We start from the raw sequence: 16,427 nt of genomic DNA, 5'->3' as shown, positions 1-16,427 counted from the left end.
ATATGTAAATTTTGTACATTTGGTTCTGTGTTTTGTGCGATTTGGTTTTTGCAATAATATTTACAGAGAGGGTAAAAAGTAATAAGTAAAAAAGTGTAACCTTTGTTACCTTTTAACAGTTACAAGTTACTGTGCCCTTCGGGCAGTTACGAGTTACAAGTAAACAAGGTACAAGTAGACGAGATACGAGATACAAGTTGTTAACTGATGACTGTTTACTGTTTACTGTTCACTGAAACAAGTGTTACTTTTGTTACCTTTTTTTACAATAGCTTATTTACAGCCTCTAATTGAACGATTTTTCACCTATAATTACGGGATATATTACAGATATTTGAACTTGAATTGAAATATCATTTTATTTACACGAATGAAAACCATGAAATCTAAATTTTTAATTTTTCTTTTTATCTTAGTCCTGTCCGTACCCTCTTATGCTCAGGAGTACAAATCGGGAGCTGTGGAAAAAGACTATGTAGCTTATCTGTTTGCTTATTTTACAGGAAATAAGGTGGAAGAAGAGGCGATCCATTTTGCCATCAGCGCGGATGGATATAATTATAAATCATTGAATGGCAATAAGCCGGTAATTGATTCCAAACTAATCAGTTCGACAGGAGGTGTCCGCGATCCGCATATATTGAGATGTGAGGACGGAAAAACCTTTTATATGGTGGTGACGGATATGACATCGTCGAAAGGCTGGGATTCGAACCGGGCGATGGTCTTGTTGAAGTCGGCGGATCTGGTAAACTGGTCGTCGAGTATCATAAATATTCAACATAAATATTCAGGGCAGGAAGACCTGAAGCGGGTATGGGCTCCGCAAACCATTTATGATCCCGAAGCAAAGAAATACATGGTTTACTGGTCGATGAAGCATGGCGGCGGTCAGGATATTATATATTATGCCTATGCGAATGCAGACTTTACCGATTTTGAGGGAGAACCGAAACAGTTGTTCTTTCCTGAGAACGGGAAATCGTGTATAGACGGGGATATTATCCTGAAAGACGGCACTTTCCATATGTTTTACAAAACCGAAGGACATGGCAATGGTATAAAGCTGGCCACGACCAACTCGCTGACTTCGGGCAAATGGACGGAACATGAAGGTTATAAACAGCAGACTCAGGAGGCTGTAGAGGGTTCCGGTGTATTCAGACTGATAAATACAGATACTTATATACTGATGTATGATGTGTATATGAAAGGTAAGTATCAATTTTGCGAAAGTAGCGATCTGGAGAATTTCCGTGTTATAGACCACGAGATATCGATGGATTTCCATCCCCGCCATGGTTCGGTTATTCCGGTGACACGCCGGGAGCTAAAGGCATTGACGGCTAAATGGGGTATGCCGGAAGGTTTTCCCCCGACAGGGAATAATCCGGTGCTTACGGGCTATTATGCCGATCCTGATATTATATATTCCAATAAAACAAAGAAATATTATATCTATCCCACCAGCGACGGGTTTGATGGCTGGGGCGGTTACTACTTCAAGACCTTCTCATCGGACAACCTGAAAGACTGGACGGATGAAGGGGTGATACTCGACCTGAAAAAAGATGTTTTCTGGGCCAACAGGAATGCATGGGCTCCGTGTATTGAAGAGAAGAAAGTAAATGGTAAATATAAATATTACTATTATTTCACTGCCGCGCAGAAGATCGGGGTGGCGGTTGCCGATGATCCGGCAGGCCCGTTCGTAGATTCGGGTAAAGCACTGATCGATTTCAGGCCGGAAGGTATAAAGGGCGGTCAGGAGATAGACCCCGATGTATTTACCGACCCGAAGACGGGCAAGAGTTATCTCTATTGGGGTAACGGATATATGGCTGTGGCTGAACTGAATAAAGACATGGTGTCTATAAAGAAGGAAACGGTTAAGGTACGTACTCCTGACAGGACATTCCGTGAGGCTATTTCGGTCTTTTATAGAAAAGGGACGTATTACTTCCTTTGGTCGGAGGACGATACACGGAGCGAAAATTACCGTGTAAGGTACGGCACATCTACATCGCCTACAGGAGTTATCACTATCCCCGAAAACAATCTGATCCTGGCAAAAGACGCAGCAAAAGGCATTTACGGGACAGGTCATAATTCGGTGTTGCAAATACCGGGTAAGGATGAATGGTATATCGTATATCATCGTTTCAACCGTCCCAACGGGATAAAGATGGGAGATGCGGCCGGTTTTCACCGGGAAGTATGTATCGATAAAATGGAGTTTGATACGGATGGCAGTATCAAAGCAGTAGTGCCGACGTTATGAAATCTTGAAATCATATACTATAGGTTTTCTGGTTTTTAGGCTTTTAAGGTAAGGGCCGGATAATATCATGATCTGGTCATATGTTATTCCGGCCTTTTGGTTCATTATCCTGCATTCCGCTGGAAATCGCTGGGGGTCACATTGAATTCTAGTTTGAAGCATGACGTGAAGTACTTAGGGTCTGAGAATCCTACCGAATAGGCGACCTCCGATATGGATATGGACCTGTCTTTCAGCATCTGGCAGGCGTGTTTAAGCCTGATGTTGCGGATAAACTCGATAGGAGAAAGTCCTGTCATCGTCTTTATCTTACGGTACAGGGAAGACTTGGACATGTTCAGATGCTCGGCAAATGTATTGACATCGAACTCGGGTTCGGACAGATGCTCCTCTATTATCTTTATTGCATTATTGAGGAATTGTTCATCAATAGAAGGGTATTCGAGGGTAGAGATGTTTATCTCCACATTGGTCTTAAACTCTTCCTGTTTATCTTTCTTGTTGGCAAGGAAATTGTTGATGCGGGCATCCAGTACTTTCAGGTCAAAAGGTTTCGATATATATCCGTCAGCACCGGCATTGTAGCATTCTATGCGGTCGTCGGTACTGTTTTTGGCAGTAAGTAGTATGACCGGGATATGGCTGGTTTCGAGATCTTTCTTCAATATGCGGCAAAGTTCCAGACCGTCCATACGGGGCATCATGACGTCGCTGATTACGATATCTATGGCGTTGTCTTTTATACGGTCCAATGCTTCAACTCCATTAGGCGCTGTGAGTACATGGTAATGCTTCGACAGTATATTGCTGATAAGTGTAAGTAGTTCTTCATTGTCTTCGACCAGTAATACGGTCGTGCGTTCTTTGACATCCTGATTATTTGCATTCAGATCATCTCCCGAAGGTTCTTCCAGTGACATCAGGTCTATATTCTTTTCATATACGATGACCTGATCGGACTTACCCATTTCAGAATCGTTATAACTTTCTTTATCTATCGGGATGTCGATGATGAATGTGGTCCCGGTGTTTACCTCGCTTTCCACGCTTATTGTTCCGTGATGCAGGTCTACAAGGTCTTTGGTAAGAGATAGTCCGATACCGTTCGTATCACTGGCTTCGCTCATCTTATTGGTGTAGAAGCGCGTGAAGATATTCGCCAGGTCTTCTTTAGCTATTCCTACCCCCGTATCACTTATCCTTATTTGCAGGTATGGATGATTGTTGCTCAGGTATTTGTTCAGGTTTATCTCTACTTTCCCGTTTCGCGGAGTATATTTATAGGCATTGGATAACATGTTGAATACGACTTTGTCTACTTTGTCGGCGTCGAAATATCCTTGTATATGATTAGGTTGGGAGCTGAAAGTGAACTCTATGTCTTTTTTCTTCATCAATGGCAGAAAGTTGGTATAGCATATATCGCGGATGAATGTAACCGCTTCGCCCTGCGATATTTTGAGCTTCATATTCCCGCTTTCTACTTTCCGGAAGTCTAAAACCTGTTGTAGTAAACGTTTCAGGCGGTTTACGCTCGAGCGCATCGTGTCAAACTGGGTAATTTTACTTTTGTACGTGATTTCGGCATCATCGATCAGGCAGGATATGATGGTCAATGGCGTAAGGAAATCATGCGAGATGTTGGTGAAATAGCGGAGTTTGGTCTGTGTGAGTTCTTCCGACTTGTCTTTGTCTATTTGGGCTATTTTCAGTTCGTTGCGAAGTTTTATCCTGTTCTTTATAATTCTGTATGTCCAGTAGATCGCGGCGAGCAATAACACAATATAGATGGCATATGCCCACCATGTTTCATAGAATGCGGGGCGTTTATATATCATAAGCCTAGTGATCTCGCTGCTCCATAGCCTGTTTTCGTCGGTGGCCTTGATATAAAATACATGGGAGCCTTTACTTAACTGATTGTATATTGCAAACTGGCGGTCGTTTTCTGTATAAACCCAATCGTCGTCCACGCCTTCCATTTTGTAGGCATACTGAATCTTTGAGGGGAATGTGTAGTCGAGAGAAGAAAAGTCAATCTCGATATTCTTATCATCAGGTTCGAAAGTCAGGGACTGTGAGGTTATATCGAATCGGTGGTTCTTATTTCCCTGAAAAACGGATGAATTGTTGATCTTTATATCTGTGATGAAAGTCCGGGTTTGTTTAGCTTGTTCGGATAAGGTTTCGGATGGTGTAAATACCGAAATCCCCTTATTTCCGCCGAAGTATATTTTCCCGTTTTTACTCTTGAAACAGGAATTGACCAGAAACGAGTTGACGATAACCCCGTCCGTACCGGAATAATTTTTAGAGGCTCCGTTTTCCGGATTGTATTCTGTAATACGCTTGTTGGTGGATACCCATACATGGCCGAAGTTGTCGGTGACGATATTAAGTATAGCTTCGCCGGTCATCTTCAGCGATTCGGATACGTCTTTGAATTGCCGGCTGATGAGATCATAGGCTATGATGCTGCCTTCTTTAGTACCCATCCAGACTTTACCGTTTATATCGGCGCAGACGGATTCGATATTGTTGCTCGGCAGATTGTTCCCTTCCTTGTTGAAATTCTTTATTTGGGATTTCCCGGTCTGGAAGTTTCCGGTCATAAGTATCTGAGATAAGCCGGATGTTTTACTGCTGATCCAGATCGTCCCTCTTGTATCTTCCGTTATTCCCGAAATAGTACCGAGGGAAAAGCTTACCACTTCTATATTGTCTTTATTATATGGCTTGATGAGAAGACCTGTAGAGGTTACTATCCAGATATTGTTATTCCGATCTTCAAAAAATATACGGGGATTACCTGCATCTGAAGCAATGGTTGATAAGTCGATACTTCTGGAAACGACGATATTATCTTTATCCTTTTTCATGCAGTAAATTCTCGCCTCATTTTCAGGACCTATCCATATTTCATCTGGAATAGAACGAAACTGGGATATGCAACTAACATTGCCCAGCATCGGAAGATTTTTCAATTGGGGGTAATCCGAATATAAACGTATGCTGTTCTTTTCAGGATTGAATATTCCTAAGCCCCAGCGGTTTTGATTTACCCAAATATCACCATCTTCGTCTACGCTGATAGCGGTTATGTTTGGAGTTATTCCAGTCCGTTCCTTGATGGATGAAATGGAGTAGTTTTTGATGACAGGCCGGTCGAAATTGATAGTAAGCACACCTTCGCTGAAAGTGGCGATCCACAGGTTGCCGGTCCTGTCTTTTATTATTTCGCTGTATATGTTGTTAGACTCTTTGAAGAGGTAAGATATATCGATGTTCTTCAACTTACCATCCTTATCATATTCAAAAGCATGCAGGCCGGAAATAGACATTACCCATATATAACCATGCGTATCATCCTGTACAATACTGAAAAATGTATTTTCCGCCAATTGTCGTTCTTTATTGAAAACCTCCTGCCGGACATATATTTCATCGCCTTCTTTATCCGGATTGAATAGAAACAGGCCATCGCCCCACGTACACACCCAGTATTGCTTTCTGCAGTCCTGGTATATTCTGAAAGGGTTGTTGCCGTTTCCAATCTGAGGGTAGTGTTTGAATGTATCATCTTTGGGATTGTATTTGTATATGCCACTTCCCCATAATGCTATCCACAGACTGCCGTCGGGGGCTTCGTAGATAGAGTTGATATTTGTGGCAGGGAGTTCGTTGTTATATTTCTTTTTCAGTGTCAGATCCGGATTATAACATAATACACTACTCCGTGTCCCCACCCATATATTGCCATCCGAAGCGACCAGAAGCGTTTCTATATTCTGATTCAATACCTCCTTATCTTGCAGCATCGAGATCGTGTATGTCTTTTTATCCAGAATATTTATCCCATTCCGCGTGCCTATCCACAAGCGGTTGTTTTTATCTTCTGCCAGACATGAGATGTCGTTGTTTGCAATAAGGTTGGGATTGTTCAGATTGGAGCGGAATGTCAATATACGGTATCCGTCATATCTGCACAATCCATCTAAAGTTCCAAACCACATAAATCCTTCTTTATCCTGAAGTATCCGGCGGATGGAGTTTGACGGCAGCTGGCTTATAAGAGGCATGGGCCTTACAGATATCTGTTTTGCCTGGATATTCTGAAGGGCAAGAACAAATAACATAAAATATATCCCGTGTCGTTTTAAGAAATAAAACATGTTGAATTCGGTATTAGGTTTTAGGAAATACAATATTAAAAATAATAATTGTTATTTTTACACCAATAAAGTATTAAAAGTACATTTTTTTAGAAAATGGAACGATTTCTACCTTATATGAATGATTTGTATACCCTGATGCGGTTCTGATTTCATTATATTTGTAGAATATAGGATGCGCTCCGGTATAGCTCGAAGTAAACTTTGACTCTGCCTCCGGCTTTCTCTATATTTGTGGCATTGCAAGATAATCTCTTATATATAACAATCAAAAACTAAAACATGAAAAAAACACTCTTTTTGCTTTCAGTGTTTCTGTGCTCAGGTCTTTTTGCCCAGAATAACGTCCCTGATTGGGAAAATCCGGAAGTTTTTGCAGTAAATAAGGAAGAAACCCGTGCAACGTCATTGCCTTATCCGGATGATAAACTTGCCTTAACGGATGATTATACGGCATCGCCTTACTATCAGTCGCTGGATGGAATGTGGAAATTCCACTGGGTACCTAAGATCACAGAAGTTCCGGACGGATTTTATAAGGAAAACTATGATGCGGGCAAGTGGGTAAACATGCCTGTACCGGGCAATTGGGAATTCAATGGTTACGGCATTCCGATGTATGTAAATACCGGCTTCGGATTCAGAAAAAATCCGCCGTATATCGATAGGGAAGATTCGCCTACGGGGGCGTACCGTCACGAATTCAATATCCCTGACAATTGGGACGGACGTCGTGTATTCATTCATTTCGACGGAGGTACGAATTCGATGTATATATGGGTAAACGGACAAAAAGTAGGTTATACCGAAAATGCCAAAAGCCCGGCTGAATTCGATATTACGAAATATATACGCAAGGGTAAAAATTTACTGGCTTGCGAAGTCCATAAATTCAGTGACGGCTCATACCTAGAAGATCAGGATATGTGGCGCCTTGGAGGTATAAACAGGAGCGTATATCTATATAGCACAGCGCAGACTCGTATATGGGATTTCTTTGCTCATCCCGATCTGGATAAGACCTACAAGAACGGGGTATTCGGTGTGGATGTCAAACTGAAGAATTATACGAATGCAGCGCAAGCCCAAACTGTAGATGTAGCGATAATCGATAATACAGGAAAGAAGGTATTCGGCAAGTCTCAGAAAACTACTATTCCGGCAGAGAGTACCAGTGACCTGTCATTTTCAGGAAATGTATCAAATCCGTTGAAATGGACAGCCGAAACACCGAACCTTTATACTATGCTGATTACATTAAAGGATGGTAAAGGCAATATGGTGGAGGCGACTTCGCACAAAATAGGATTCCGTAAGATTGAAATAAAAGACGGACAACTGTTTGTCAACGGCAAAAAAGTATTCTTTAAAGGAGTGAACCTGCATGAGTTCAATACAAATACGGGACAGGTAGTTACCCGCAAAGAAATGATGCGTAACCTGCAACTGATGAAAGAACTGAATATAAATGCTGTGCGTACATCCCACTATCCGCAACAACCGCTTTGGTATAAGCTTTGTGACGAGTATGGTATTTATCTGATAGACGAAGCAAACCTTGAATCACATGGTTTGGGTTATGGTCCGGATAATGTATCGAACTTCCCTGAATGGCATGCTGCGCATATGGACCGTATCATCCGTGCGGTAGAACGTGACAAGAATCATGCTTCGGTTATTTTCTGGTCGCTGGGTAATGAGGCCAGCAACGGCAAAGCGTTCTTCGATATGTACGATTGGGCAAAGGCCAGAGACAACAGCCGTCCGGTACAATATGAACAGGCATATCAGAGAGACCGCAACACGGATATTATCTGTCACATGTACCCTTCATGGGAAAATATGAAACGTGACGCGGCCAAAGATTTGGGCCGTCCGTATATCATGTGCGAGTATGCGCATGCAATGGGTAATAGTATGGGTAATTTCCAGGAGTACTGGGATTTGATGCGTTCAAGTAAAAATATGCAGGGAGGTTTTATCTGGGAATGGTACAATCACGGATACCCGGCTAAGGACGAACAGGATCGTTTCTACTGGGCATACGGTGGTGACCTGAAAGGATATAATAAGATGAATGACGGGAACTTTGTTGCCGACGGTCTTATCAGCCCTGACCAGAACTATATACCACACACCCACATCGTGAAGAAGGTATATCAGAATATCTTATTCGAAGCTAAAGATCTGAATAATGGTATAATCACTGTAATCAACGACTTCAAGTTTACCGACCTTACCAATAAGAATTATACTTATAAATGGGTATTGTTGAGAAACGGAGAGAAGGCCGGCGAGGGTACATTCGATATTACTGTACCTGCCGACTCGCGGAAAGATATCAAACTGAACATCCCTGCGATAAAAGCAGAAGCCGGAACTGAATACTATCTTCAGGTATTTGCATATAGCAAGGAAGATACATCGTTTATCAAAGCCGGATTTGAAGTAGCTAAAGGTGAATTTGCTTTCGCTTCCAATAATTATTTTGCACAATCGTCTGACGAATCGGGTTCTTTGACTATAGATAAAAAAGACGACAAGATCATCGTGACATCGGGAACTCTGGCTTATGAATTCTCTTCTAAGGACGGTCGCAGCTTGCTTTCTATGACTAATGACGGAAAGAAAGTATTCAACGAACTCCCTCGTTTGAACTTCTGGCGAGCTCCTACGGATAACGACTTCGGAGAATGGGTACAGTATAACCTGCGTTTGTGGGATGCTGCCGGACATAATATTGTATATACGTTCAAAGGTTCGCAAGAGGCTAACGGGGGGATTACGGTTAATTACGAAGCCAAGCTGAAAGGAATTGAAGCGAAAGTTGACTTGGCTTATACCGTGAATAAAGACGGAAGCCTCACTACATTGGCTAACTACAAAGCCTTGGCAGACGATCTTCCTGAGATGGTACGTTTTGGTATGATTATGACCCTTCCGAAACAAACGGACGACTTCACATGGTATGGACGCGGCCCGTGGGAGAATTATATTGACCGTAACCATGATACATTTATGGGTATCTGGAATGGTAAGGTCGAAGAGCAGGCTTTTGCTTATTACCGTCCGCAAGAGACAGGTAATAAGACAGATGTTCGCTGGCTGACATTGAAGAATAAAGACGGTAAAGGCATTAAAGTTACGGGAGTACAGCCTTTATCGGTCAGTGCGACCAACAACAGGCCGGAAGACCTCGACCCGGGCATGACCAAGAAACAACAGCATGCTTCCGATATTCTGCCCCGTAATGAGACCGTGTTGTGTGTCGATCTATTCCAGCGCGGAGTGGCAGGACTGAATTCATGGGGTGCAAGTCCGCTCGAACCATACAGGTTTTTTGGAAAAGAATACACATATGGCTACACAATCAGTATTATAAAATAGCCTGATTAGAAATATAAATTACAGACCTTGCCTGAAAAACAATTTCAGGCAAGGTTTTTTATAGCTGATTTTTAATCCTGAATGAAAAATCCCCCTTTTTGAATTAATTGAGCACTATCTGTTCTGATATTCTTCATCAAATTTGCAGCAATGAAATATGTCATTAATTTTAGACTATTATGTACCATGAAGAAAAGTAAATTATACCTCTTATTACCATTTTTTATCATATATACATCCTGTGCCGGAAACAACAGTTCAAAGCCGGATATTCCGGATGAAACTTTATCTGAAGCAGGTGTCATAGAGTTGATAAAAAAAGTAAATAATCATTGGCAATCTATACATCCCGAACATGAGAATTCATTCTGGCACAGAGCGGCATACCATACGGGAAATATAGCAGCCTATGAGATCACCGGTATGGATGAATATAAAGCATATTCAAAAGCATGGTCTGAAAAAAATGAATGGAAAGGGGCGAAATCCGACAATAAGGCAGAATGGAAATATAGTTATGGAGAAACCGATGAATATGTGCTGTTCGGAGACTTTCAGACTTGTTTTCAGGTGTACATAGACTTATACAATCTCGATGAAGGGAAAGACGAAACGAAAATAGCCCGCGCTAAAGAAGTAATGAAATATCAGATGTCTACCCCTCATGTAGATTACTGGTGGTGGGCCGACGGATTGTATATGGTGATGCCTGTGATGACACGGCTGTATAAGATTACGGGAGACCGGCAATATCTGGGTAAGTTATACGAGTATTTTGCCTATGCCCGCGACTTAATGTATGATAAAGAAAGCAGCTTGTTTTACCGCGATGCCAAATATATCTATCCAAAGCATAAGACAAAAAAAGGTCTCAAAGACTTTTGGGCCAGAGGCAACGGATGGGTTTTTGCCGCTATACCCAGAGTGTTGGCGGACTTGCCGGAAGACGATCCTCACAGGACCGAATATATACGAATATATAAAGACATGGCAAAGGCCATAGCTGCCTGCCAGCAAAAAGAAGGCTTCTGGAGTCGTAGCATGTTCGATCTGGAACAGGCGCCGGGTGCAGAAACCAGTGGAACGGCATTTTTCGCTTATGGTTTTCTATGGGGAGTGAATAATAACATATTGGATGAGGATACTTATAAACCGGTAATTGACAAGAGCTGGAAGTATCTGACAGAAACAGCTTTGCAACCTGATGGCTCGATAGGATATGTGCAACCGATAGGTGAAAGAGCCGACCAGCATAAAAATGTTGGGCCCGGCACAACTGCCGATTTCGGAGTAGGTGCTTTTCTTCTGGCAGCTACAGAAATGGCCCGGTACTTAAAATAAATTTTATACTTATGAAAAACAAATTATATACACTACTGACACTTACAGTTCTCCTTTCTTTACCATCATATGCAAATATGAATCAGAAAGACGAAGAACCAAATGATCGTACTTACTGGACAAATCTGCTTTACAAGATAGCCTCGCCTGTCCTTAGCAATATGAGCAAGGGTGAGTTGTCCAGGAATATGGAATTGGAATTAAGTCCGACATGGGACGGACGTGACAAACGTGTTTCATACATGGAATGCTTTGGCCGTCTGATGTCCGGACTGGCGCCATGGCTTAGTTTGCCGGACGATGATACTGCCGAAGGTAAACAACGGAAACAATTACGGGAATGGGCGCTCAAAAGTTATGCGCAGGCTGTTGATCCTGCCAGCCCCGATTATTTGTTGTGGCGGAACGAGGGGCAGCCATTGGTAGATGCCGCTTATATAGCTTCCAGTTTCCTGCGTGCGCCTGAGCAATTATGGGAACCTTTGGATGATTTGACGAAGAAAAGATACATTGAGGAATTTCAGCAATTGCGCCGTATCGACCCCCCTTATACAAACTGGCTTTTGTTTTCGGCAATGGTAGAGTCATTCTTGCTCTCTGTAGATGCGCAATGCGATATGTACCGTATTCACAGCGCTATACGCAAGATTGAGGAATGGTATGTGGGAGATAGCTGGTACTCGGATGGCTCACACTTTGCATTCGACTATTATAACAGTTTTGTTATTCAGCCTATGTATGTGCAGGTATTGGAAGTGCTTGTTGACCGGCAGATCAGGTTGCGCGACAAGAATCTGGCTGTGGTGCAAAAGAATCTCGACACGGCAAAAAAACGTATGCAACGCTTTGGTATCATACTCGAACGTTTTATCTCACCTGAGGCCACATTCCCTGCGTTCGGCCGTTCTATGACCTATCGTATGGGTGCATTTCAACCATTGGCTCTATTGTCATGGAAAGAATATTTACCGGAGGAGTTGCCGGAGGGACAAGTGCGTAATGCGTTAACATGTGTTATGAAGCGTATGTTCTCTATGGAGGGAAACTTTAATAAGGGAGGTTTTTTACAATTGGGATTTGCCGGGCATCAACCCGGTTTGGCCGATTGGTACACAAATAATGGAAGCTTGTATCTGACGGCTGAAGTATTTCTTCCTTTAGGTTTGCCTGCCAGCCACTCTTTTTGGACTTCCCCTGCTCAGGACTGGACAGAAAAGAAAGCCTGGAGCGGGCAATCATTCCCTAAAGACCATTCAATAAGGGATTAAAATGTAAAGAAGAATCAAATTTCATCCTTTTTGAATGAAATCACCCTTATGGAAACCTTTATTAATTATCAATTTTGCTATTACTTACTTAACTATTATCCAGATTACCATGGGAAAAATAATTCACAACAAAAGTCCTGTCTGATTAAACCCGGATTAATTACGATACCTCTGTTTAGAATCCAGAAAATACCATAAATCAATAATACTCTTTATGTAAAACACAATTCTGATTTTATGTATTATAAAACAAAAAATATAACAACAAATTATTCCATTTTTTCTTCTGAAAATTTGGATATTAGCCGTGTTTTGCTAGAGAGAGAGAGAGAGAGAGAGAGAGAGAGAGAGAGAGAGAGAGAGAGAGAGAGAGAGAGAGAGAGAGAGAGAGAGAGAGAGAGAGAGAGAGAGAGAGAGAGAGAGAGAATATAATAAAAATAAACGAATTTATAGTCCGGAGATACAATTCTTCCCGGGACTATTGCACCTTTATTATATTATTCGATACAGGAAACTCTTATTCCGGATAGGGAAAAATATCCGGGATAAGAGCTTCCTGTATTTGTATTTAAGCATACAGGGTTAATAATGAACTCTATATCACGTAAATCGTAAGCGAAAAAACTAACCTATTACTTATTTAATTACTTAATTACTATGGGAAAATATACTTATTTAAAAAAGCAAAGTGAGGTATGCGGAAAGGCAGTACCAAAATCTTTCTTCTCATTTTTCTTATTGTTTGCATTCATAACCTTTTCATCGGGCATATTTGCGCAAGGCAGAACGGTGCAGGGTACGGTTTCTGATGCAAATACCGGTGAAGCCCTTATCGGCGTATCCGTTGTGGTGAAAGGCACGACTGTAGGTACTGTAACCGATATCGACGGGAAATTTTCATTGCCGGCAGCGGCTAATTCTACTCTTGTAATATCTTATGTAGGATATATCAAACAGGAAGTAAAAGTTGAAAATCAAACGAGTTTTCTGATAAAGCTGGAAGAAGATTCCAAGATGTTGGATGAGGTTGTTGTTATCGGTTATGGAACAATGCGCAAAAAAGACCTGACCGGTTCGATCGTACAAATTCGTCCGGACAGATTAGCGAATGAGAATCCGAAAACGGTTCAGGATATTCTTCGTGGAACACCCGGGTTATCGGTTGGATATAGTGCCGATGCTAAAGGCGGTGGTTCGATGAAGATACGGGGACAGCGTTCCGTATATGAAAAAGGCGGGCACAATGACCCGTTGATTATTCTTGATGGAATGATTTTTCAAGGAGAGTTGTCCGAAATCAATCCTGATGATATTGGTCAGATCGATGTATTGAAAGATGCTTCGGCTGCTTCTGTTTATGGAGCACGGGCAGCTAGCGGGGTTATTATTATTACTACTAAAAAAGGCCAGCAAGGTAAACCTGTCGTAAATATTAGCGCAAACTTTGGTGTTACAACAAAGAGTGACTATCGTAAAGTTTTCAGTCCCGATGGCTATATGCAATACCGCGAAGACTGGTACAAAACGGGTACCTACGGAGTGAATTCCGAAACAGGTAAATATGAAGCCTATCAGTCAGGTACTACTAAAGGAAAATATGGATATTATGATAATCCGAACAATTTATCCAAATACGGAGTTTCGCTTGATACCTGGCGTGGATATACTACCAATGCAACAGGCGAATCCGATGCCAGTATATATGGAAGGCGTTTAAACCTGAGCGATATAGTGCTTCAGAATTATATGGATAACAATTCATTCGATTGGTATGACCATACTTTCCGTACAGGGATCAACCAGGATTATAACGCCAGTGTTTCGGGGGCCAGTGACCGTATGAACTATTATATGTCTCTTGGATATCTGAAAAATGAAGGTGCTGTCGTGGGGAATGAATATCAATCAGTTCGGGCCAACTTGAAAGTAGAGGGTAAAGTAACCAAATGGCTTGAAATAGGAGCGAATGTAAACTTCCAGGATCGTAGTGACGGAGATATTCAGCCGGGACTGGGGCATAACTATTGGGATGCCAATCAGGTGCGTCTTAGCCCGTATGCATCCTATCGCGATAGTGATGGAAACTTAGTGTATCGTCCGATGGGAGCCAGTCAGAATTATGGCTGGAACTATGATTACAACCGTCAGTATATGGATCTGGAAAAAGGCTATCAGGTATTGAACAGTATTTTCACTGCTAAAGTAAAGCTACCTTTCAATATCACTTATTCCTTCAATGCATCACCGCGTTATCAGTATTTCTACGATCGTTATTTTGAATCGTCAAAACATCCGGATTGGGTAAGTACAGGCGGGTTGGCAAATCGTGAGCAGACAAAACGTTTCGACTGGTCGATCAACAATACAATTAATTGGGAACATACCTTTGCTCAAAAGCATATCGTGAATCTTACTCTGGTTCAGGAAGCAGAAGAGCAAAGATCTTGGAAAGACAGGGTTGAAGCCCGCAATATATTGCCTTCGGATGCTCTTGGATTCCATAATACGACCAATGGGGATAAACTGAAAAGTACATTTTCGTCTTATGATACTCACTATACGGGAGATGCCTTGTTTACGCGTTTATTTTACTCATATGACGAGCGGTATATGCTGACTGCGACTGTTCGCCGTGACGGTTATTCGGCGTTCGGCCAAAACTATCCGCATGCCACCTTTCCTTCGGCAGCGCTGGGTTGGTCATTTGTCAATGAAGAGTTCTTCAAATGGAAGCCGATGAGTACTGGAAAGTTGCGGGTTTCGTGGGGTAAAAATGGTAACCGCTCACTTGAAGATCCATATGTGTCGATTGCTAACCTTGAATCACCTACTAGTACGCAAGGATATCTGGACAGCTCCGGCAATCTGGTAAATATGAATTATTTGCGGATTAGCCGAATGGCGAATCCGAGTCTGCAATGGGAAAAGACGGAGGCTTTGAACTTCGGATTGGATTATGGATTCCTTAACGACCGCATAACAGGGAATATTGAATACTATCTGATGGATACCAAAGACATGATTATGCTTCAACGCCTGCCGGGCTTTACCGGATTTCCAAACATAACCACCAATCTAGGCAAGGTACAGAATCGGGGTATTGAGCTTGCGATTAGCTCTCTTAATATGAAAACTGATAATTTTGAATGGAGAACAACTGCCGGATTCTCTTACAATAAGAATGAGATTAAACACCTCTATTACCAATACGAGGATATTCTCGATACAAACGGAAATGTTATCGGATCTAAAGAAATGGACGATAAGAGCAGTAGAGATGGCCAAGGATGGTTCATAGGGCAATCGATAAATACAATCTGGAATTATCGTGTAACCGGTATCTGGCAGGCAGATGAAGTGGAAGAAGCCAAAAGACACGGGCAGAAACCGGGCGATCCGAAAGTAGCGAATACTTATACGGCAGACGATAAGGTTAATGCCGATGGCAGCATTACACCTGTGTATAATGATAATGATAAGGAATTCCTGGGACAAACGTCTCCTCCCGTTCATTGGTCGATCCGTAATGATTTTACATTGTGGAAGAATTTGAGCCTGTCCTTTAATATATATTCTTATATGGGCCACAAATCCCTGGAGACATACTATATGAACCAGGATAATGCGGGGTCACTGGTTACTAACGGTCTGAACACATATTTCAAGAAATACTGGACGCCTGAAAATCCTTCTAATAAGTACGGGCGTTTAGATGCACAAGGACCAGCCGGAGCTACTGCTCCCGGCAGACTCCACGATCGCTCATTTATTCGTCTCGAGAATATATCGGTGGGCTATACATTACCTAAACAATGGATACAAAAATTTGATGTGGAAAATGTTAAAATTTTTGGATCTGTCCGCAATGTGGCCGTATGGAAAAAAGACTGGGAGTATGGCGATCCTGAAACAGGAGCCAGCGATAATGGAGGCTTGGCATCCCGTATTTATTCGATTGGTTTAAACTTAACCTTCTAA

General features: G+C 42.0%; 7 protein-coding genes. 6 read left to right on the top strand and 1 reads right to left on the bottom strand.

Going from position 1 to position 16,427, the window contains the following annotated elements; translation table 11 throughout:
* The first annotated feature begins 379 nt into the window (after window positions 1–379).
* Window positions 380–2,281, top strand: a complete 1,902-nt coding sequence (locus ACFO6W_RS19645) for a glycoside hydrolase family 43 protein (RefSeq protein WP_379999588.1) — start codon at window positions 380–382, stop codon at window positions 2,279–2,281.
* Window positions 2,282–2,385: 104 nt separating this feature from the next.
* Here the strand turns inward: ACFO6W_RS19645 and ACFO6W_RS19640 are convergent, their stop codons facing one another.
* Window positions 2,386–6,417, bottom strand: a complete 4,032-nt coding sequence (locus ACFO6W_RS19640) for a two-component regulator propeller domain-containing protein (RefSeq protein WP_379999586.1) — start codon at window positions 6,415–6,417, stop codon at window positions 2,386–2,388.
* 318 nt (window positions 6,418–6,735) lie between these two features.
* Between ACFO6W_RS19640 and ACFO6W_RS19635 the strand changes: the two genes are divergently transcribed.
* The 5 genes from ACFO6W_RS19635 (at window position 6,736) to ACFO6W_RS19615 (ending at window position 16,427) form a co-directional block, all read left to right on the top strand.
* The gene (locus tag ACFO6W_RS19635) at window positions 6,736–9,840 is read left to right on the top strand and encodes a glycoside hydrolase family 2 TIM barrel-domain containing protein (protein ID WP_379999584.1); all 3,105 of its coding nucleotides are present in this window, start codon (window positions 6,736–6,738) and stop codon (window positions 9,838–9,840) included.
* 186 nt (window positions 9,841–10,026) lie between these two features.
* Window positions 10,027–11,181 carry a glycoside hydrolase family 88/105 protein gene (locus ACFO6W_RS19630; protein WP_379999582.1) on the top strand — a complete coding sequence of 385 codons (1,155 nt, stop codon included), beginning with the start codon at window positions 10,027–10,029 and terminating at the stop codon, window positions 11,179–11,181.
* An 11-nt stretch (window positions 11,182–11,192) separates the two neighbouring features.
* Entirely contained in the window at window positions 11,193–12,449 is a 1,257-nt protein-coding gene (locus ACFO6W_RS19625) for a DUF2264 domain-containing protein (RefSeq protein WP_379999580.1), read from the top strand.
* Window positions 12,450–12,686: 237 nt separating this feature from the next.
* Window positions 12,687–12,881, top strand: coding sequence for a hypothetical protein (locus ACFO6W_RS19620; RefSeq protein WP_379999578.1), 195 nt, complete (start codon window positions 12,687–12,689; stop codon window positions 12,879–12,881).
* 225 nt (window positions 12,882–13,106) lie between these two features.
* Window positions 13,107–16,427, top strand: coding sequence for a SusC/RagA family TonB-linked outer membrane protein (locus ACFO6W_RS19615; RefSeq protein WP_379999576.1), 3,321 nt, complete (start codon window positions 13,107–13,109; stop codon window positions 16,425–16,427).

This window comes from Dysgonomonas termitidis (genome assembly GCF_042654545.1).
GTDB classification, from domain to species: Bacteria; Bacteroidota; Bacteroidia; order Bacteroidales; family Dysgonomonadaceae; genus Dysgonomonas; species Dysgonomonas termitidis.
This window is presented reverse-complemented; position numbering and strand designations above follow the sequence as displayed.

Excerpts from the sequence above, each read along its gene's own strand:
- ACFO6W_RS19645 (WP_379999588.1), top strand. The coding sequence starts at position 380 with ATGAAATCTAAATTTTTAATTTTTCTTTTTATCTTAGTCCTGTCCGTA.
- ACFO6W_RS19620 (WP_379999578.1), top strand. The coding sequence starts at position 12,687 with ATGTATTATAAAACAAAAAATATAACAACAAATTATTCCATTTTTTCT.
- ACFO6W_RS19630 (WP_379999582.1), top strand. The coding sequence starts at position 10,027 with ATGAAGAAAAGTAAATTATACCTCTTATTACCATTTTTTATCATATAT.
- ACFO6W_RS19625 (WP_379999580.1), top strand. The coding sequence starts at position 11,193 with ATGAAAAACAAATTATATACACTACTGACACTTACAGTTCTCCTTTCT.
- ACFO6W_RS19615 (WP_379999576.1), top strand. The coding sequence starts at position 13,107 with ATGGGAAAATATACTTATTTAAAAAAGCAAAGTGAGGTATGCGGAAAG.
- ACFO6W_RS19640 (WP_379999586.1), bottom strand. The coding sequence starts at position 6,417 with ATGTTATTTGTTCTTGCCCTTCAGAATATCCAGGCAAAACAGATATCT.
- ACFO6W_RS19635 (WP_379999584.1), top strand. The coding sequence starts at position 6,736 with ATGAAAAAAACACTCTTTTTGCTTTCAGTGTTTCTGTGCTCAGGTCTT.